This window comes from Microvirga arvi, assembly GCF_016892765.1.
In the GTDB taxonomy this organism is placed as follows: Bacteria; Pseudomonadota; Alphaproteobacteria; order Rhizobiales; family Beijerinckiaceae; genus Microvirga; species Microvirga arvi.
Genome location: NZ_JAFEMD010000001.1, coordinates 104,394 through 122,600, shown reverse-complemented (window position 1 = coordinate 122,600; position 18,207 = coordinate 104,394). Strand labels below are relative to the sequence as shown.

Genomic DNA, 18,207 nt, shown 5'->3' with positions numbered 1-18,207 from the left:
CGCACCCTTTGCCCATCCCATTGACGGCCTCGCAACTTTGGATCAGTCTTCCAAAGATCGTATGGAGGCTCTCCGACGATCTGTTGAGGGAGTCTTCCCGTTCTTGCGTGGAAGATTGTTCATGAGCTCGCCCAACCGCTCGACCCATATCCGGCTCACATCCCACCCGGAGCCGAACACAGGCACTATCAGACATCCGATCAAGTGGGGAGCGAAAGACCCCAAGGAGCGCGGGCCGATCATCGGCACCGTCACCAATCCGGCCGACCGCAACGTGATCGGCGCCCATGGGGGCTCCTATTCCCTCTATCGGGCGCTCGCCATCTCCGCCCGGGCGCTCAACCCCCTGGCCCGGCCCGATCTTCACAACACCCACCCGACCGCCGACATCGGCCCGTATCCGCAATGGTTCGAGCCGGGCAAGATCGTCTCCCTCGACCCTTGGGGCCATCTGGTCGGAGAGGCGTTCCGGGACGACATCGCCAGCGGCGTCGACATTCGCCCCAGCATCGCCGTGACCAAGGCGCGCCTCAACATGGCGGAGATCGTCGCGGCCATGGGCGCAAAGCGCTTGCATGCCGATGGCGGGTTCCTGCATGAGTCGGGCGACATTTCGGTCACCAAGATCGCCGTCGATCCCGTGTGGCACCTGCCCGGCATCGCCGAGCGCTTCGGCTGCTCGGAGGGCGAACTGCGGCGCACCCTGTTCGAGCAGACCGGCGGCATGTTCCCGGAACTCGTCACGCGGCCCGACATGAGCGTGTTCCTGCCGCCCATCGGCAACATCACCGTCTATGTGGTGGGCGACGTGTCGCGCCTGAGCGATCCGAGGACCCGCATCGCCTGCCGCGTCCACGACGAGTGCAACGGCTCCGACGTGTTCGGCTCCGACATCTGCACCTGCCGGCCCTATCTCGTGCACGGCATCGAGGAATGCGTGAAGGAAGCTCAAGGTGGCGGCGTCGGCGTCATCGCCTATAACCGCAAGGAGGGCCGCGCGCTCGGCGAGGTCACCAAGTTCCTCGTCTACAACGCGCGCAAGCGGCAGGAGGGCGGCGACTCGGCAGCCACCTATTTCGAGCGCACGGAATGCGTCGCGGGCGTGCAGGATGCGCGCTTCCAGCAGCTCATGCCCGACGTGCTGCATTGGCTCGGCATCCGCCGCATCGACCGGCTCATGTCCATGTCCAACATGAAGTACGACGCCATCGCCGGCTCCGGCATCGAGGTGGTGGAGCGCGTGCCGATCCCGGCCGATCTGGTGCCGCCGGATGCTCAAGTTGAGATCGAGGCGAAGAAGGCCGCCGGCTACTACACGCCGGAAGGCGCTCCGGACGCATCCGAGCTGACCCAGGTGAAGGGCCGCGATCTCGAGCGCTTCTGAAGCCACGAACCATGAGGCGGGTGCCGGCTTGCCGCCGGTGCCCGCTTCGTTTTTAACCTTGCCGTCAAGCCGTCCTGCCCGGGGATGCTGTGTTGCCAAGAGTTTGTGCTATCGCATCCTAAGCCGGAGATCATCGGAGCCCTGAGTGACCGACCAGCCTGACCTGTCTTCCGAAACGAAAGCCGCCCGCAGCCTTCTCTCCGCCGCTGCGGTGCGGGAGCGGTCGCATCAGCTTCTGCAGGCGGGTCTCGCAGGCCGTCTCCAGCATTTCACGGTCGACCTCGGCCGGCTCGACGCCTGCGCCGACGAGGTGGTGGCGACGATCCGGCAGGCCTATCCTTCCCTCGACATTCCGTTCCACGCCCGCTGGCGCCACTTCGCCGCCGGTGGTCACGATCGGTGGGATGCGGTGATGCACGGCGCGCCTTGGGAAAAAGCCGCCGACATGGCGCGCTCCGCCTTCGACCTCGCCATCGTCTCGGTCCTGCTCGATGCGGGCGCAGGCGCGCAATGGCGCTACGAGGAAGGCCGCACCGGCGAGACCTATATCCGCTCCGAAGGGCTTGCGGTGGCAAGCTTCGACATGTTCGTGAGCGGCGCCTTTTCCAGCAGGCCCGAAGATCCGTTCCGCGTCGATGCGGACGTGCTGATGACCCTCACCGCCGAGGACCTCGCCGCCGGCTTCCAGGTCTCGGGCGACAATCCGCTCGTCGGCCTCGAGGGCCGGGCCGCGCTCCTCAACCGGCTCGGCCGCGTTGTCGCGACGAACCCGGACATCTTCGGGCAGGCTGACGATCCCCGTCCCGGCGGCCTCTTCGACGTCATTGCCGCAACCGCCGAGAACGACAGCATCAGGGCGACGTCGATCCTGGAAGCGCTCCTCACCTATCTGGGTCCCATCTGGCCCGGCCGAATCAGCTTGGGCGGCGTCGACCTCGGCGATACCTGGCGCCACCCCCTGGTCGAGGCGCCGGATGCCACGAAGGGGCTCATCCCGTTCCACAAGCTCTCCCAGTGGCTCTCCTACTCGCTCATCGAGCCGCTGGAATGGGCGGGCTTCACCGTGATCGAGATCGACGGGCTCACGGGCCTGCCTGAATACCGCAACGGCGGCCTTTTCCTCGACAGCGGCGTGATCGCCCTCAAGGATGCGGGCGACGCGACCCGCGCCCATGCAGTGGATTCCGGGATCGTGGTGGAATGGCGGGCCTTGACGGTCGCCCTCCTCGACCGCATTGCCGAACCGATCCGGGCGAAGCTAGGATTCGCCGCAGGGGACTTTCCCCTGGCCAAGGCGCTCGAAGGCGGCACCTGGGCGACGGGGCGGAGACTGGCGAAGGAGAAGCGCGGCGACGGCTCGCCGCCTCTCAGCGTGATCAGTGACGGGACAGTGTTCTAAATGAATCAGCAGACGACAATCCAAGAGGGGACAAGCATGCAGGGCGTCACGGTGGTCGATCATCCGCTGGTTCAGCACAAGCTGACCCTGATGCGGGACAAGCAGCGTTCGACGAAGGGCTTCCGTCAGCTCCTCAACGAGATCGGCATGCTGCTCTGCTATGAGGTGACCCGCGACCTGCCCATGGAGCGCATCGAGATCGAGACGCCGATGACCACCATGGAAGGCGCGCAGATTGCCGGCAAGAAGCTGGTCCTCGCTCCCATCCTACGTGCCGGCGTCGGCTTTCTCGACGGCATGCTCACCCTCGTTCCGGCAGCCCGCGTGGCGCATATCGGCCTCTATCGCGATCCGGAATCGCTCCAGGCCGTCGAGTACTACTTCAAGGCTCCGTCCGACCTCGCGGACCGCATGGTGCTGGTGCTCGACCCGATGCTGGCGACGGCCAACTCGGCCGTGGCGGCCATCGAGCGCCTGAAGGAGCGCGGCGCGAAGGATCTGCGCTTCGTCTGCCTGCTGGCGGCGCCCGAGGGCATCGAGCGGCTGCGCAGCGCCCACCCGGACGTGCATATCTGGACGGCCGCCATCGACGAGCGCCTGAACGACCACGGCTATATCGTGCCGGGCTTGGGCGACGCCGGCGACCGCATGTACGGAACGCGCTAGAGTTCACGCGACTTAATCCCTCGCGTCATTCAACAGGGAGCACGGCCTTGCGCTTCATCGTCGCCGACTGGGGAACGACCCGCTTTCGCAGCTATCTGATCGAGAACGAAACGGTTCTCGATCAGGTCTCGTCGAACGAGGGCGTCTCGGCCCTGCAAAAAGGCCAGCATCGCGAGGTGTTCCTGCGCCAATGCGGCCCCTGGCTTCAGGCCGAGCCCGACGCCCCTGTGCTGCTCGTCGGCATGGTAGGCAGCCGCGAAGGGTGGGTCGAGGCGCCTTACGCCTCCTGCCCGGCTGGGCCTGCGGAAATCGCGCAGGCGCTCGTGCCGGTGGATCTTGAGAACGGCCGTAAGGGCTACATCATTCCGGGCCTGTTCTGCGAGCCTGCTCCCGGAGCCGCGGACGTGATGCGCGGCGAGGAAACGCTGGTGATGGGCGCGGGCGTCGCGGATGGCTTGATCTGCTCGGCCGGCACGCATCCCAAGTGGATCCTGATGCGGAACGGGCGCATCGAGCGCTTCGCCACCTACATGACCGGCGAGATGTACGCGCTGCTGCGCGAGCATTCCATGATCGGGCGTCCGGCCACCCAGCCCGAGGATCCGAAGGGCTTCGATCTCGGTCTCGAGGCCGCCGAGCGCAATTCCGGCGAGGCTCGCGTCGGCCTGCTGCACCTCCTGTTCAGCGCGCGCGCAGCCGTCGTTTCCAACCGCATGCCCAGCAGCCTGCTTGCTCCCTACCTGTCGGGTCTGCTCACCGGTGACGAGATCAACGGGGCGCTGTCGCAGTTCGGCCGCCCCGCCTCCGTCACCATCCTGGCCGCGCCGGAACGCGCCGACCTCTACGTCCACGCGCTCAAGCGCCACGGCATCAAGGCCGAGATCAGGGACACGCAGCAAGCCCTGATCTCGGGCCTCGCGCGGATCGTGCGCCAGCATGCGCTGGGGTGACGTTTGCAGCTCCACTTCCCTCCCCCTTGCGGGGAGGGATGAAGGGTGGGGGTCGCAAAGTCAGAGCGCGGCGCCTGATCCATGAAGCGCAAAGGCTGCGACTGTCGTCTCCCTCTCTCTGAGGGAGAGGGTTGGGGTGAGGGGCTACAGGCCTATCCGGAAACGACACTAACCCCTCACCCGCGCCTCCGGCGCGACCTCTCCCTCAAGGAGAGGTGAAGAGGCGCCTCATTCGACTAACGCTCACCCAGTCGCACCACCCCCACCCTGCCCCTCCCCGCAAGGGGGAGGGAAACACGCGCTTTACCCTGCTCGCGATCCCGGATCGCCGCTGAAGCTCCGTCTGGGATGACACATCCGGCTTAAGCCCTTAAAACGGCTCCCTGCTGTTTCCATTGTCAGGTTCCCATCCATGCCCCATCCCCTCCTCGCCCCTGCGAATGAAATCTCGAAGCCCATCTGGCTCGTGACCGGGCAGACCTGGCCCGAGATCGCCGGAAGCCTGTCGCCGATGGCTCAGGTCTTCGCGAAGGCTCAAGGGTTCGAAGGCAAGGCGGGGAGCCATTGCCTGCTGCCGGATGCGGACGGGAGCATCCTGGGCGTCGCGTTCGGACTCAACGGAAACGACGCCAAGCAAGACGACCCGTTCCTCGTCGGAAAGCTCCCCACCCTGCTGCCCGAGGGCGTCTATCGCTTCGAGACCGACGCGCCGGACCCGACGCTCGCCACCCTCGCCTGGCTGCTTGGCGCCTACGGCTTCAGCCGCTACCGCAAGCGCCGCGAGAAAGCCGTGCGCCTCGTCGTGCCGAACGGCGTCGATGCGGAGGATGTGGCCCGCATCGCGAATGCGGTCGTGGCAAGCCGTGACCTCGTCAACACGCCCACCAGCGATCTCGGGCCCGACGGCATCGAGGCGGCTGCGCGCATCCTGGCGGACCGCCATGGCGCCTCCTTCACCAGCATCGTCGGCGACGACCTGCTGACGCAGAATTTTCCGATGATCCATGCGGTGGGCCGCGCCTCCATCACGCCGCCGCGCCTTATCGACTTCACCTGGGGCAGGGCGGATGCGCCGCGCGTCACGCTCGTCGGCAAGGGCGTCGCCTTCGACACCGGCGGCCTCGACATCAAGCCCGCCTCCTCCATGCTGCTCATGCGCAAGGATATGGGTGGGGCTGCGGCGACGCTGGCGCTCGCGGACATGATCATGGGCGCGAAGCTGCCGGTGCGCCTGCGCGTGCTGATTCCGGCGGTCGAGAACTCGATCTCCAGCAACGCCTTCCGCCCCGGCGACATCCTGCCGAGCCGCAAGGGCATCTCGGTCGAGATCGGCAACACCGATGCGGAAGGCCGGCTCATCCTGGCCGATGCCCTGGCGCTGGCCGATGAGGAAAGCCCCGATCTCATCGTCGATTTCGCGACGCTCACGGGTGCTGCCCGCGTGGCGCTCGGTCCCGAGCTGCCGCCCTTCTACACCGATGACGACGCGCTCGCCGCCGACATCGCCCGTCATGGCTTAGGCGTGAACGATCCCGTCTGGCGCCTGCCGCTCTGGTATCCCTACCAAGCCCAACTCGATTCCAAGTTCGCCGACATGAACAACACCGGCGGGCCCATGGGCGGCTCGATCACGGCGGCCCTGTTCCTGCGCCGCTTCGTGGAGGCCGCGAAGGCGCATGTGCATTTCGACATCTTCGCCTGGAACAACTCCACCAAGCCGGGCCGCCCTGAGGGCGGCGAGGTCCAGGCCGCGCGCCTCATGTACGCCCTCCTGAAGGAGCGCTACGGTGCTTGACCGGGTGGCGGCAAAGCCTCGAAGAGAGTAGAAGACAGCATGATCGTTCAGGAGCTGCCCCGATGAGTTTCGACCGCCGCATCACGCCCGTTCGTACGGACCTTGCCGATGAGCGCCTGCGTGGACAGGTCCAGGCCGAGCGGTTCACCTCAGGCACGGTCAAGCGCCTCATCACGACCTTCTCGCCTCTGCATCGGCACCCCTCCCGCGAAGCGCCTGTCGATACCCAGGCCATCTTCGGAGAAAGCGTGACCGTCTATGACGAGCACGAGGGCTGGGCCTGGGTGCAGCTCCACGAGGACGGCTATGTCGGCTACCTGCCGGGCGAGGCACTGAGCGAGGCCGGACCGGAGCCAACCCACAAGGTCTGCGCGGTCCGCACCTTCGTGTATCCGGGGCCGAACCTGAAGCTGCCCTACCAGAGCTACCTGACCCTGAACTCCAAGGTCGCCGTCACGGAGACTGAAGGCGACTACGCGCGCCTCGCCACCGGCGGCTGGGTCTTCGCCGCGCATCTGAACGAGCTCAATGCGTTCGATACGGATTATGTCGGCGTGGCCGAGCGCTTCCTGCACACGCCCTATCTCTGGGGCGGCAAGACGAGCCTCGGCATCGATTGCTCGGGCCTGGCGCAGACTGCGCTGACGGCTGCCGGCATCAAGGCTCCCCGCGACAGCGACATGCAGGAGCGCGAGCTCGGCACGCCGGTCGAGGTGACATCGGACCTCAGCGGCCTCCGGCGCGGCGATCTCGTGTTCTGGAGGGGCCATGTGGGACTGATGATGGACGAGACGAACTTCATCCACGCCACCGGCCACAGCATGACCGTGATGATCGAGCCGCTTGCGGTGGCCGAAGAGCGGATCCGTCTGGGGAGTTATGGTCCGATCAGTACAATCAAGCGTCTGTAAGCAGCTAGGGTATCATCAATCGCGTTCACCAAAGGGAACGCCTTCGGTGTTCTGAGGCAATGCATCCGTAATCTCGACCCAGGGAGCCTTGGAGCCGACATGGTAATGCATGTCGGCCTTCATGGATGGATCGGAGTCGAGGGTGCCGAGCCTGAACCCGAGCACATCCGGATGCGCCTCGTCAGACTTATAGAGAGGCGAGCCGCAACAGCCGGCGAAGAAGCGTTGTACACCCGGGCTTGATTGCCAACTGCGCAACAAATCCTCACCGGCGACAAAGGTAAGCGCGGCGGCATCCAAGCCTGCGGTTGTCCCGAAGCTCGATCCTGAGTGTTTCCGGCACCGCCAGCAATGGCAGTACGTGATAGGACCGGAGAGTTGGCCTTTGATCTCGTAGCGGACTTGCCCGCAGGCACATGAGCCTTTCAGCATCGACAGATCCCCTCATAAGATCGCGTCTCAGTATCCCCGTCTCCGATCCGCCACGGCCTCAAACGACTCGCCCGCCTCGTGGCGGCGGATCTGCTGCGCGATGTAGCGCGCCGTCGCCTCGGGCTCGCTGGTTGCGGAGTTGTGCGGCGTGACGGTAACCTGCGGGTGCGTCCAGAGCGGCGAGTCCTCCGGCAGCGGCTCGGTTTCGAACACGTCGAGGGTCGCAGCCTTCAAGGTGCCGTCGCCGAGACAGGCGAGGATGTCGGCCTCCACCTGCAGCTTGCCCCTTCCCGCGTTGATCAGAATCGGACCGCCGAGCCTGCCGTCGCGGGCGAGCTTCTCGAACAGGGAGCGGTTGAGGATGCCCTGCGTGTCGGGCGTAAGCGGCATGAGGGCGATGAGGATGTCCGTGCGGTTCAGGAACGGCGCCAGCCCCTCCTCGCCGGCATAGACCTCGAAGCCTTCCACATCCTTCGCAGTACGGCTCCAGCCGGCGACGTCGAAGCCCATAACTTTAAGCTTGCGGGCGGAATCCTGCCCCAGCACGCCGAAGCCCATGATGCCGACGCGCACCTCGCCTGCGATCGGCGGCGCGCGTTCCGGCTTCCAGCGTTTCGCTTTCTGATCCGCGTCGAAGCGGCGCTGATCGCGCAGGTACATGAGGCAGTGCAGCACCATGTACTCGCTCATGCGATGGGTGAGATCGTCCTGCGCGACGCGGACGATGGGTACGTCCGGCAGATCGGGATAGCTCATCAGATGATCGACTCCCGCACCGAGAGAGAAGATCGCTTTGAGATTGGGAAGACCTGAGAGGCTTCCCGGTTTCGGCCCCCAGGTCGCCACGTAGTGGACGGCGTTTCTGTCGAAGTCCTCGCCCAGCACGACGATGTCGCGATCGGGCAGGAGCCGCCTGAAGCGCTCCAACCAGGGCTGCGTTTCCCAGGTGACGGCGACGAGAAGGCTCATGCCTTGGCTCCGATCCGCTCGAGAATGCTCGGGCCTGAACCGGCCCGTGCGTTCCCGATATGATAGGCAGCGCGCACGGCCCGCGCGGCCGCTTCGGCTGCGGCCTCGCTGCGCGCATGCACGATGGCGAGCGGACGCGAGGCATCGACCGTCTCGCCGATGGCTGCAAGATAGGTGAGACCGACGGCATGGTCGATCCGATCCTGCGGACGCGTGCGGCCGCCGCCCAGCGCGACGACGGCAACGCCCACATCGCGCGTGGCGACCTTCTGCACGATGCCGGAGCGCTCCGCATGAACGGGCTTGATCACGGGTGCGGCCTGCAAGTGCTTTCTATGATTGTCCAGGACATCGGCCGGGCCACCGAGCGCGGAGACCATGCGCTGGAAGACCTCCGCCGCCTTGCCTGAGGATATCGCCTGCTCGATCTTCGCACGCGCATCCTCAATACCGGCAGCAAGCTTGCCGAGCAGCAGCATCTCGGCGGAAAGCTCCACGGTCACCTCATGGAAGCGCTTCTCGCGGCGGCGACCCGTCAGGTATTCGACCGCATAGGCCATCTCGACCGCGTTGCCGGCAGCAGACGCCAACGGCTCGTTCATGTCGGTGAGCAGCGCGCTCGTGGGCAGTCCCGCGCCATTGGCCACGAGCACGAGGCTCTCGGCGAGCTTTCGCGCATCCTTGGCGTTGTCCATGAAGGCGCCGGAGCCGAACTTCACATCCATCACCAGACCCTGCAGCCCGGCCGACAGCTTCTTCGACAGGATGGAGGCGGTGATGAGATCGATCGACTCCACCGTGGCCGTCACGTCGCGGATGGCGTAGAGGCGCTTGTCGGCCGGCGCGAGATCCGCCGTCTGGCCGATGATGGCGCAGCCGACCTCGCGCGTGACACGGCGGAACGTGTCGAGATCGGGCTGCGTGACATAGCCCGGAATGGAATCGAACTTGTCGAGGGTGCCGCCCGTGTGGCCGAGGCCGCGCCCGGAGATCATCGGCACATAGCCGCCGCAGGCTGCGACGGCCGGCCCGAGCGCGAGGCTGACCGTGTCGCCGACGCCGCCCGTCGAGTGCTTGTCGAGCACGGGACCAGGCAGATCCCAGGTCAGAACCGTGCCCGAATTCATCATGGCGCGGGTGAGCGCCACGCGCTCCGGCACGGTGAGGCCCTGGAAGAAGATCGCCATGGCGAAGGAGGCAGCCTGGCCCTCAGTCACGCGGCCTGCGGTCAGCCCTTCGATGAATTGCTCGATATGTTCGGCATCGAGCGCGCCGCCGTCACGCTTGCGGCGGATGATTTCCTGCGGAAGAAGGCTCATGTCAGTAGGCTCCGCTGGCCGCCGCGCCGTCGCGTCCTTCGAGCGCCGCAATCAGCGTGTCATAGACGCTGCTGGCACCAATGCGGAAGGTCCGTGGCGTCGCCCAGCCCTCCCCCATGATGCGGTCGGCAAGATCGAGATAGATCCTCGCATCGGCCAATGTGCGGATGCCGCCCGAAGGCTTGAGGCCGACAGGCTTGCCCGAGGCCTTGATGGCGTTGAGCATGATCTCGGCCGCCTCCGGGCTCGCAGAAACAGGCGTCTTGCCCGTCGAGGTCTTGATGAAATCAGCACCCGCATCGATGGCGATGCGGCTTGCGGTCTCGATGAGCTTCGGATCCTTCAGCTCGCCGGTCTCGAGGATCACCTTCAGCAGGCGTTCCTGATCGACCATTTCGCGCACGGCTTCCACCATCTCCCGCGCGACTGCGGGATCGCCGCGGCGCAGGGCGCCATAGGGCAGCACGAGATCGATCTCGTTGGCGCCGTCGGAGAGCGCTTCCTGCGTGTCATCCGCAACGCGGCTCACATCCTCTCCGCCGGCGGGGAAATTGACGACCGTCGCGATGCGCACCGATGACCCTTTGAGGTTGTCCTGCGCACGTTTCACGAATTGCGGCCACACGCACACGGCCGCGACCGGCCCGCGCGGATCCAGCGCCTTCTTGCAGAGCGCATCGATGGCCTGATCGCTGCAGGTATCCGTCAGGTCGGTGAGATCGAGGCTGCGCAGCGCGCGCACGGCAATTTCCGCATCAGACATGGGACAGCTCCGCAACGAAGGATCGGATGAGACGCTTGAATTTTTCGGAGGCTTCCGCCGCCGTGTCCTTCGTCTCCTGATGCGACGGCGAAGCACCTTCGATGCCGGCCGCGAGATTGGTGACGACGGAAATGGCGGCAACCCTCAAGCCGTAATAGCGCGCGAGGATCACTTCCGGCACGGTCGACATGCCGACGAGATCGCCGCCGAGGATCTGCACCATCCTGATCTCGGCCGGTGTCTCGAAGCTCGGGCCTGAGAGCCAGGCATAGACGCCCTCAGCCAGCTCGATGCCGGTCTTCTTGGCAGCACGCTGCAGGGTCTGACGCAGGGCCTCGTCATAGGCGCCCGTGAGCGAGACGAAACGGCCTTCCGTATGATCGCGCAGCAGCGGGTTGGCGCCCGACAGGTTGAGGTGATCATTGATCGCCACGAGGCTTCCGGGCCGGATGTCCGGTCGCACGGAACCGGCCGCGTTGGTGGCGACGAGGATTGGAACGCCGAGTTCCTTCACGAAGGCCACGGGCAAGCGCATCGCGCCCGCATCGCCTGTCTCGTAGTAGTGCGCGCGGCCCTGGAACAGGAGAACGCGCTTGCCTTCGAGTGTGCCAGCCACGAGCCTGCCCGCATGGCCGGAGACGCCGCTTCTCGGGAAATGCGGAATGTCGGAATAGGCGAGGCTCGCCGCGTCGCTCACCTCGTCGACCAGCGGCCCAAGTCCCGTGCCGAGCACGAAGGCCGCATCGAAATGGCCGTCGAAGCCGCGGCTGCGTACGAACTCGGCCGCTTCCTGAATCATCTGCTGCATCGTCATCGTTACAGGCCTGAACCGCAGGCCTTCCTTTCATCAAGCAATGAGGTTCCGAGCCGTTCTACCGGCCCGTCAAATTGTCGGGCCCGAAGGAGAAGGGCAACAGTTCATCCAGGGTAAAGCTCTTCCGGATGCCCTCGGGGCCTGCAGTGTGAATCGGCGTATCGGGCGCGGCGAACTCGCGGATGCGCTGGCGGCAGCCGCCGCAGGGCGTGACGAGGTGCTCGCCCTCGCCCATCACGACGATCTGCGCAATGCGGTTTCCACCGCCCGCGATCATCGCCGCGATGGCGCCGGCCTCCGCGCAGGAGCCCACCGGATAGGCGGCATTCTCCACGTTGCAGCCGGTGAAGACCTGACCGTCGGCGGTCGCAAGCGCAGCGCCGACCTTGAAGCGGGAATAGGGCGCATAGGCCTTGGCCTGGATCGCTTTGGCCGCCTCGAACAGGGTGTCCAGCGATGCCATGCTCAGCGCTCCTTCACATAGGGCAGGCCGGCGGCGCGGGGCGGGATCGCCTTGCCGATGACGCCGGCGAGCAGGATGACCGTCATGAGGTAGGGCAGCGCCTGGATCGCCTGCACCGGCACCTCGCCGATTCCCGGCAGCGACAGGCCCTGCAGCTGATTGGCGCTGGCATCGAGCAGTCCGAACAGGAAGCAGGCGCCGAGCGCCGGCCACGCCCGCCATTTGGCGAAGATGAGCGCGGCAAGCGCGATGAAGCCGCGGCCCGCCGTCATGTTGGGCAGGAAGCCCGCCGCCTGCCCGATGGAGAGATAGGCGCCGGCAAGCCCGCACAGAACGCCCGCGATGATGACGGCGGTGTAGCGCAGGCCCGTCACCGAAATGCCGGCCGTGTCGACGGCAGCCGGATTCTCTCCCACAGCCCGCAGACGAAGGCCGAAGCGCGTGCGGCCGAGCACGAACCAGGTGACCGGCACCGCGAGTAGGACCATGTAGACGAGAGCCGAATGGCCGAAGAGCACGCTGCCGAAGCGCTGATCGCCCTCCAGCGGCGGCGTGCGCCCGCCCTGCCCGTACCAGGCATTGCCGACGATGGCGGTGAGGCCCGCGGCCAGCATGTTGATGGCAACGCCGGAGACGATCTGATTGCCGCGCTGGCTGATGGAGGCAAAGCCGTGAACGAGCCCGATGGCCACCGAGGCTACGATGCCGACGAGAAGGCCGGCCCAGGCGGACCCGAACGCATAGGCGCCGGCGGCGCCGGCGAAAGCTGCCACCAGCATCTTGCCCTCGAGGCCGATATCCACCACGCCGGAGCGCTCGGACCAGAGGCCGGCAAGGCAGGCGGCGAGCAGCGGAATCGAGAGCCGCAGGGCCGAGTCGAAAATCGTGACGAGAATGCCGAGATCCATGGTCTCACGCCCTCGCCAGCTTTTGACGCGTGAACAGATGCGCCACGAAGCGACGGAACAACCCGTCGAGCGCGCCCGCGAACAGGATGATGATGCCGCCGATCACCACGACCATGTCGCGGGTGATGGCCGGCTGCTCGAAGGCGAGTTCGGCGCCGCCCTGGTAGAGGATGCCGAACAGGAGCGAGGCCAGGATGATGCCCACCGGATGCGCGCGGCCCATGAGCGCCACCGCAATGCCGACAAAGCCGTAGCCGGAGGTGAACTCGAGCAGCAGGCGGTGCTGGTAGCCCATGAGCTCGTTCACCGCGAGGCCGCCCGCCAGCGCGCCCGACAGCACCATGGCGATGACGATGATGCGGGCCGGCGAGATGCCCGCATAGACCGCAGCCGTCGGGTTCGACCCGACGACGCGGATCGCATAGCCGAGGCGCGAGCGATAGATGAGAAGCCAGACGAAATAGGACGCGGCGAGCGCAAGCACCAGCGTGAGATTGAGCTGCGACGCCGGGATTTCGACGCCGAATGCGGCAAGGACATCGTGCATGAACGGAATATGCGACTGATCCGGGAAGGCGCGCGTCTCCGGGTTCATGGATTGCGGCTCGCGCAGCACGTTCACGAGGAGATAGACGATCAGCACGCTGGCGAGCCAGTTGAACATGATCGTGGTGATGACGATGTGGCTGCCGCGCTTGGCCTGCAGATAGCCTGGCACCGCCGCCCAGGCGGCACCGAAGGCCGCCGCACCCAGAATGCCGAGCGGAATGAGTAGGAAGCCCGGCAGGAAGGTGAGATTATTGAGCACGAGCGCGATGCCGAGGCCTGCGAGCGTCGCCTGTCCCTCGCCGCCGATGTTGAAGAGCCCCGCATGGTAGGCGACCGCAACGGCCAAGCCGACGAAGATGAAATCCGTCATGTAGAACAGGGTGAAGCCGAGCCCCTCCCCCGTGCCGAGGCTGCCCTGCAGCAGGTAGCGCGTCGCGGTCAGCGGGTTTTCGCCGATGGCGAGCACCACGAGGCCGGCGACCAGAAAGGCCGCCACCACGGAGATGGCGGGAACGAGAACCGTGTCGGCCCATTTCGGCAGGTCGAGAGGAGCGCTCACGTTTGAGAATCCGGCAGGAACATGTGGCCTTGTTCATCGAGAGGGAATGACGGGTTCCAGGCCACTTCCCAGAGATGCCCGTTGGGATCGGCGAAGTAACCTGAATAGCCGCCCCAGAAAACGTCATGCAGCGGCTTGAGAGGACGCGCGCCGGCCTTCACGGCCAGGGCATAAACCTCGTCGGCCTCCTCTTTCGAGTGCGCATTGTAGGCGAGCGAAATGGCCGAAAAGCCCGTGGGCCTGTCCTCGACGCCTGCATCCTCGGCAAGGTCGGCACGCCCCCAGAGAGCAAGCACCAAGCCGTTGGCCTGATAGAAGGCGACGCTGGGCTGGCTGGCGGAAGAGGCTTTCCAGCCCCAGGCCTCGTAGAAGGCGCGGGACTTTGCGAGATCCGCGACGCCGAGGGTGACAAGAGTCAGTCGCGGTTGCATCAGGCGGCCTCATCGGTGACACCGGCCATGAGCAGGCCGAGATCCTGTTCGTTGGTTTCGGAGGCCCTGCGCTCGCCCGTGATCCTGCCGCCGCACATGGTAAGAATGCGGTCGGAGAGATTCATGATCTCGTCGAGCTCCACCGAGACGAGCAGGATCGCAACGCCCGCATCGCGCAAGCTGATCAGGCGGCGGTGGATGAACTCGATGGCGCCGATGTCGACGCCGCGGGTCGGCTGGCCGACGAGGAGCACCCTCGGATTACGTTCGATCTCGCGCGCCAGCACGATCTTCTGCTGATTGCCGCCGGAAAACTTCGACGACTTCAGCCGCGGTGCGGGCGGGCGCACATCGTATTGCTCCATCTTCTTCGCAAGATCCGCGATCAGGCGGTCATGATCGAGAATGGGGCCGCGCCCGAGATGCGGCTCGTCGCTGAAGCCGAGGATGGCGCTCTCGAAGGCCGGGAAGGCCGGCACGAGCCCCATGCGCAGCCGGTCCTCCGGCACGTGGAGCAGGCCGAGCTGGCGCATGCGGTGCGGATTGTGCTCGCTCGAATGGATGGTCTGGCCCTCGAGCCGGATCGAGCCCAGCGCCGGATGGCGCATGCCGGCAATGGCCTCCAGCAATTCGCTCTGGCCGTTGCCGGCCACGCCTGCGATGCCGACGATCTCGCCCGCACGGACGGTGAAGGAGGCGTTGGCGACGCGCAGCACGCCGCGCGCATCGATGACGGACAGGTTGTCGACCTCCAGCAGCGGCGCGCCGGGAATCTTCTCGGCCTTCTCGACACGCAGGAGCACGCGCCGCCCCACCATCAGCTCGGCCAGTTCCGGCGGCGAGGTGTTGGCGGTCTCGAGGGTCGCCACCATTTCGCCGCGGCGCATGACCGACACACGATCCGTGATCGCCATGATCTCGCGCAGCTTGTGCGTGATGAGGATGACGGTCTTGCCCTGCTCCTTCAGTGACCGGAGCAGGCCGAACAACGCATCGGCCTCCGGGGGCGTGAGCACGGCGGTGGGCTCATCGAGGATGAGGATATCGGCACCGCGATAGAGCGCCTTCAAAATCTCGACCCGCTGCTGCAGGCCGACGGAGAGATCGCCGACGGTGGCATCCACGTCGATCTCGAGGCCGTAATCCTTGGCGAGGCGCGCGAGCTCCGCGCGTACCATGGCCTCGCCCACCCGCAGCATGGCGCCGCCCTCGGCGCCGAGCATCACGTTCTCGACAACGCTCAACGGTTCCACCAGCATGAAGTGCTGGTGCACCATGCCGATGCCGGCCTGGATCGCATCGTTGGGAGAGCGGATGGCGATGGGCTGGCCGTTGACCTGGATCTCGCCGGAATCGGCCTCGTAGAAGCCGTACAGGATCGACATCAGCGTCGACTTGCCGGCGCCGTTCTCCCCGACGATGCCATGGATCGTGCCGCGCTCAACGGAAAGGTTCACGTGCCTATTGGCGTGAACGGCGCCGAAGCTCTTGTTGATGGCGATGAGTTGGATGGCGGGGGACATCGGCCTCAAGGTGGTTGCCCGGCAAAGGGAAAAACGGACGGGATCTTATCGGAAAACGTAACGATCTAAAAATGGAAACGGCCGCAGGCCCTCCCTCGAGGAGCCTGCGGCCGGATCGATGCGTCAGATTACATCGGGCACTTGGAGTCCGACATGTAGTCGTGGACCTTGATGGTGCCGGACTTGATATCGGCGGCGGCCTTGTCGGCAGCGGCCTTCATGTCGGCGGTCACGAGCGACTTGTTGTTGTCGTCGAGCGCCCAGGCCACGCCGTCCTCCTTGAGGCCGAGCACCGAGACGCCGGCCTTGAAGGTGCCCTTCTTGGCCTGGTCGAAGGCGTTGTAGGTGGCGACATCCACGCGCTTGACCATGGAGGTCAGGATCTTGCCGGGATGCATGCCGTTCTGGTTCGAGTCGACGCCGATGCCGAGCTTGCCAGCATCCGCGGCCGCGCGCAGCACGCCCACGCCGGTGCCGCCGGCCGCATGGTAGACCACGTCCGCACCGCGATCGATCTGTCCCTTGGCGAGCTCGCCGCCCTTCACCGGATCATTCCAGGCCGCGCCGGTGGTGCCGGTCATGTTCTGGAACACCTCGGCGTCCTTCTTGGCGTGCTTCACGCCCTGGACGTAGCCGCAGGCGAACTTGCGGATGAGCGGGATGTCCATTCCGCCCACGAAACCGACCTTGTTGGTCTTCGAAGCCTGGGCCGCCAGGAGGCCGACCAGGAACGAACCCTCATGCTCCTTGAACACGACGGACTGCACGTTCGGCTTCTCGACCACGGCGTCGATGATGGCGAACTGGGTCTTCGGGAATTCCTCGGCGACCTTTTTCAGCGCGGTCTCCTGGGAGAAGCCTACGGCCAGGATCGGCGAGAAGCCGTCGCGGGCGAAGCGGCGCAGGGCCTGCTCGCGCTGGGCGTCGTTCTGCGGCTCGAAATCGCGGTAGTCGGTTCCGGTGTCCTTCTTGAACTTCTCGGCGCCCGTGTGGACGCCCTCGTTGAAGGACTTGTCGAACTTGCCGCCCAGATCGTAGACGACGGCGGGCTTGAAGGCCGGAGCCTGAGCGAAGGCGAAGGAGGCGGAAAAGGCGAGCCCCGCGAGCGCGAGGCCGAACTTGGTGACTGTCATCGGCTTTGTTCCCTGTTAGACGCCGGCTTGTTTGCCGGTTGCCCCATGACGATGGCACGGCAAGGGTCACGACGCCAAGGCCTCTGTCAAGACGGCATGTTATTTCCTTAACGCATCGTGGAAAAGTGGCCCCGGTTTTTTGAAAGAACGATGCGTTAGAGCATTTTTCGGCGAAGTGGATCCGGTTCGCCGTCAAAAAATGCGGCAAGCCAAAGAAGAGAGATGAGTCCATGTCAGTGGAAACAGCTCTACCCCAAATCGAAGCATCCGATGGATCCCAAAAGGGCCTCCCGCTTTTGGGTCGGATGCCGACGGAATGGTTGATAGCGGGCGCCATTCCCGTAAGGTCGCAGCATGTCCCTGACACCGGATGAAATCGATCGCTATGCCCGCCACCTCGTTCTCCGGGACGTGGGAGGACCGGGGCAACAGAAGCTTAAACGCGCTCGCGTTCTCGTGATCGGCGCCGGGGGCCTGGGCGCGCCCCTGATCCAGTATCTGGCCGCTGCCGGGATCGGCACCATCGGCATCGCGGACGACGATACGGTAAGCCTCTCGAACCTCCAGCGGCAGGTGATCCACGGGACCCCCGATATCGGGCGCCCTAAGGTGGAAAGCGCCACCGATGCCATCGGACGGCTCAATCCCCACGTGACGGTCGAGACCCACCCCATCCGCCTGACGCCCGAGAATGCACGGGAGCTGATCCGCGGCTACGACATCGTCGCCGACGGCTCGGACAACTTCGTGACCCGCTATGCGGTCTCGGATGCCTGCTTCCTCGAGAAGAGGCCCCTGGTGACGGCGGCGCTCGGGCAGTTCGACGCCTCGCTCACCACGATCCGGGCCCATGAGACCGGCCCGGACGGCCGGCCGAACCCCACCTATCGCTGCCTCTTTCCCTCCCCGCCTCCGTCGGGCGCGATCCCGACCTGCGCCGAGGCCGGAGTCCTCGGGGCGCTCGCCGGCGTCATGGGGAGCCTGATGGCGATGGAGGTGATCCGGGAGATCGTCGGCTTCGGCGAGAGCCTCGTCGGGCGTCTTCTGATGGTCGATGCGCGCTCCATGCGCTTCGACATGTTCCGCTACGGGTGGGATGAGGGAAATCCGTTGAGCGGAACGCCGCGCTAAAACCCTCTCCCGTTTGCGGGAGAGGGTGGCCCTCGCGTCAGCGAGGGTCGGGAGAGGGGCGGTGCGAGACCGATGACGCCCCCTCTCCCGGCTCACTCTGTTCGCCAC

The 18,207-nt window shown here is 65.7% G+C and carries 18 protein-coding genes; 7 read left to right on the top strand and 11 right to left on the bottom strand.

Annotated elements, in window-relative coordinates; all coding sequences use genetic code 11:
- Positions 1 to 121: 121 nt before the first annotated feature.
- The 6 genes from ILT44_RS00620 to ILT44_RS00595 all read left to right on the top strand — a co-directional run bounded on the left by ILT44_RS00620 (position 122) and on the right by ILT44_RS00595 (position 7,105).
- On the top strand, positions 122 to 1,384 hold the full coding sequence (locus ILT44_RS00620) for a GTP cyclohydrolase II (protein WP_204237612.1): 1,263 nt from the start codon (positions 122 to 124) through the stop codon (positions 1,382 to 1,384).
- Between the two features lie 145 nt (positions 1,385 to 1,529).
- On the top strand, positions 1,530 to 2,783 hold the full coding sequence (locus tag ILT44_RS00615; protein WP_204237611.1) for a URC4/urg3 family protein: 1,254 nt from the start codon (positions 1,530 to 1,532) through the stop codon (positions 2,781 to 2,783).
- A gap of 36 nt (positions 2,784 to 2,819) precedes the next feature.
- Positions 2,820 to 3,449 carry a uracil phosphoribosyltransferase gene (gene upp, locus ILT44_RS00610; RefSeq protein ID WP_199049671.1) on the top strand — a complete coding sequence of 210 codons (630 nt, stop codon included), beginning with the start codon at positions 2,820 to 2,822 and terminating at the stop codon, positions 3,447 to 3,449.
- A 47-nt stretch (positions 3,450 to 3,496) separates the two neighbouring features.
- The gene (locus ILT44_RS00605) at positions 3,497 to 4,399 is read left to right on the top strand and encodes a 2-dehydro-3-deoxygalactonokinase (protein WP_204237610.1); all 903 of its coding nucleotides are present in this window, start codon (positions 3,497 to 3,499) and stop codon (positions 4,397 to 4,399) included.
- 412 nt (positions 4,400 to 4,811) lie between these two features.
- Entirely contained in the window at positions 4,812 to 6,194 is a 1,383-nt protein-coding gene (locus ILT44_RS00600) for a leucyl aminopeptidase family protein (RefSeq protein ID WP_204237609.1), read from the top strand.
- A 62-nt stretch (positions 6,195 to 6,256) separates the two neighbouring features.
- Positions 6,257 to 7,105, top strand: coding sequence for a C40 family peptidase (locus tag ILT44_RS00595; protein ID WP_204237608.1), 849 nt, complete (start codon positions 6,257 to 6,259; stop codon positions 7,103 to 7,105).
- Positions 7,106 to 7,120: 15 nt separating this feature from the next.
- Here ILT44_RS00595 and ILT44_RS00590 read toward each other — a convergent pair whose 3' ends face one another.
- From ILT44_RS00590 to ILT44_RS00540, 11 genes are all read right to left on the bottom strand, one after another.
- Positions 7,121 to 7,537 carry a GFA family protein gene (locus ILT44_RS00590; protein WP_204237607.1) on the bottom strand — a complete coding sequence of 139 codons (417 nt, stop codon included), beginning with the start codon at positions 7,535 to 7,537 and terminating at the stop codon, positions 7,121 to 7,123.
- Between the two features lie 27 nt (positions 7,538 to 7,564).
- A complete protein-coding gene (locus tag ILT44_RS00585) occupies positions 7,565 to 8,506 on the bottom strand; it encodes a 2-hydroxyacid dehydrogenase (protein ID WP_204237606.1) in 942 nt (313 codons plus the stop codon).
- Positions 8,503 to 9,825 carry a thymidine phosphorylase gene (deoA, locus tag ILT44_RS00580; RefSeq protein ID WP_204237605.1) on the bottom strand — a complete coding sequence of 441 codons (1,323 nt, stop codon included), beginning with the start codon at positions 9,823 to 9,825 and terminating at the stop codon, positions 8,503 to 8,505. Before deoA ends, ILT44_RS00585 begins: the two co-directional genes overlap by 4 nt.
- Position 9,826: 1 nt before the next feature.
- The gene (gene deoC, locus ILT44_RS00575) at positions 9,827 to 10,588 is read right to left on the bottom strand and encodes a deoxyribose-phosphate aldolase (RefSeq protein ID WP_204237604.1); all 762 of its coding nucleotides are present in this window, start codon (positions 10,586 to 10,588) and stop codon (positions 9,827 to 9,829) included.
- Complete coding sequence (locus tag ILT44_RS00570) at positions 10,581 to 11,402, bottom strand: purine-nucleoside phosphorylase (protein WP_239467807.1); 822 nt, start codon at positions 11,400 to 11,402, stop codon at positions 10,581 to 10,583. The genes deoC and ILT44_RS00570 overlap by 8 nt, the downstream gene beginning before the upstream one ends.
- A gap of 58 nt (positions 11,403 to 11,460) precedes the next feature.
- Complete coding sequence (cdd, locus tag ILT44_RS00565; protein WP_204237602.1) at positions 11,461 to 11,865, bottom strand: cytidine deaminase; 405 nt, start codon at positions 11,863 to 11,865, stop codon at positions 11,461 to 11,463.
- Positions 11,866 to 11,867: 2 nt separating this feature from the next.
- Positions 11,868 to 12,773, bottom strand: coding sequence for an ABC transporter permease (locus tag ILT44_RS00560; protein WP_204237601.1), 906 nt, complete (start codon positions 12,771 to 12,773; stop codon positions 11,868 to 11,870).
- A gap of 4 nt (positions 12,774 to 12,777) precedes the next feature.
- Positions 12,778 to 13,881: an ABC transporter permease gene (locus tag ILT44_RS00555; RefSeq protein WP_204237600.1), complete on the bottom strand. Its 1,104-nt coding sequence runs from the start codon at positions 13,879 to 13,881 to the stop codon at positions 12,778 to 12,780.
- Positions 13,878 to 14,312: a VOC family protein gene (locus tag ILT44_RS00550; protein WP_204237599.1), complete on the bottom strand. Its 435-nt coding sequence runs from the start codon at positions 14,310 to 14,312 to the stop codon at positions 13,878 to 13,880. The genes ILT44_RS00555 and ILT44_RS00550 overlap by 4 nt, the downstream gene beginning before the upstream one ends.
- Entirely contained in the window at positions 14,312 to 15,835 is a 1,524-nt protein-coding gene (locus ILT44_RS00545) for an ABC transporter ATP-binding protein (protein WP_204237598.1), read from the bottom strand. Before ILT44_RS00545 ends, ILT44_RS00550 begins: the two co-directional genes overlap by 1 nt.
- A 128-nt stretch (positions 15,836 to 15,963) precedes the next feature.
- Complete coding sequence (locus tag ILT44_RS00540; RefSeq protein WP_204237597.1) at positions 15,964 to 16,968, bottom strand: BMP family lipoprotein; 1,005 nt, start codon at positions 16,966 to 16,968, stop codon at positions 15,964 to 15,966.
- A 354-nt stretch (positions 16,969 to 17,322) separates the two neighbouring features.
- Between ILT44_RS00540 and ILT44_RS00535 the strand changes: the two genes are divergently transcribed.
- Positions 17,323 to 18,099 (top strand): HesA/MoeB/ThiF family protein, encoded by a 777-nt coding sequence (locus ILT44_RS00535; RefSeq protein ID WP_204237596.1) that lies wholly within the window; start codon positions 17,323 to 17,325, stop codon positions 18,097 to 18,099.
- Positions 18,100 to 18,207 lie beyond the last annotated feature (108 nt).

Excerpts from the sequence above, each read along its gene's own strand:
- ILT44_RS00590 (WP_204237607.1), bottom strand. The coding sequence starts at position 7,537 with ATGCTGAAAGGCTCATGTGCCTGCGGGCAAGTCCGCTACGAGATCAAA.
- deoA (WP_204237605.1), bottom strand. The coding sequence starts at position 9,825 with ATGAGCCTTCTTCCGCAGGAAATCATCCGCCGCAAGCGTGACGGCGGC.
- ILT44_RS00535 (WP_204237596.1), top strand. The coding sequence starts at position 17,323 with ATGTCCCTGACACCGGATGAAATCGATCGCTATGCCCGCCACCTCGTT.
- ILT44_RS00540 (WP_204237597.1), bottom strand. The coding sequence starts at position 16,968 with ATGACAGTCACCAAGTTCGGCCTCGCGCTCGCGGGGCTCGCCTTTTCC.
- ILT44_RS00620 (WP_204237612.1), top strand. The coding sequence starts at position 122 with ATGAGCTCGCCCAACCGCTCGACCCATATCCGGCTCACATCCCACCCG.
- ILT44_RS00550 (WP_204237599.1), bottom strand. The coding sequence starts at position 14,312 with ATGCAACCGCGACTGACTCTTGTCACCCTCGGCGTCGCGGATCTCGCA.
- cdd (WP_204237602.1), bottom strand. The coding sequence starts at position 11,865 with ATGGCATCGCTGGACACCCTGTTCGAGGCGGCCAAAGCGATCCAGGCC.
- ILT44_RS00595 (WP_204237608.1), top strand. The coding sequence starts at position 6,257 with ATGAGTTTCGACCGCCGCATCACGCCCGTTCGTACGGACCTTGCCGAT.
- ILT44_RS00545 (WP_204237598.1), bottom strand. The coding sequence starts at position 15,835 with ATGTCCCCCGCCATCCAACTCATCGCCATCAACAAGAGCTTCGGCGCC.
- ILT44_RS00570 (WP_239467807.1), bottom strand. The coding sequence starts at position 11,402 with ATGACGATGCAGCAGATGATTCAGGAAGCGGCCGAGTTCGTACGCAGC.
- upp (WP_199049671.1), top strand. The coding sequence starts at position 2,820 with ATGCAGGGCGTCACGGTGGTCGATCATCCGCTGGTTCAGCACAAGCTG.
- deoC (WP_204237604.1), bottom strand. The coding sequence starts at position 10,588 with ATGTCTGATGCGGAAATTGCCGTGCGCGCGCTGCGCAGCCTCGATCTC.
- ILT44_RS00600 (WP_204237609.1), top strand. The coding sequence starts at position 4,812 with ATGCCCCATCCCCTCCTCGCCCCTGCGAATGAAATCTCGAAGCCCATC.
- ILT44_RS00585 (WP_204237606.1), bottom strand. The coding sequence starts at position 8,506 with ATGAGCCTTCTCGTCGCCGTCACCTGGGAAACGCAGCCCTGGTTGGAG.
- ILT44_RS00560 (WP_204237601.1), bottom strand. The coding sequence starts at position 12,773 with ATGGATCTCGGCATTCTCGTCACGATTTTCGACTCGGCCCTGCGGCTC.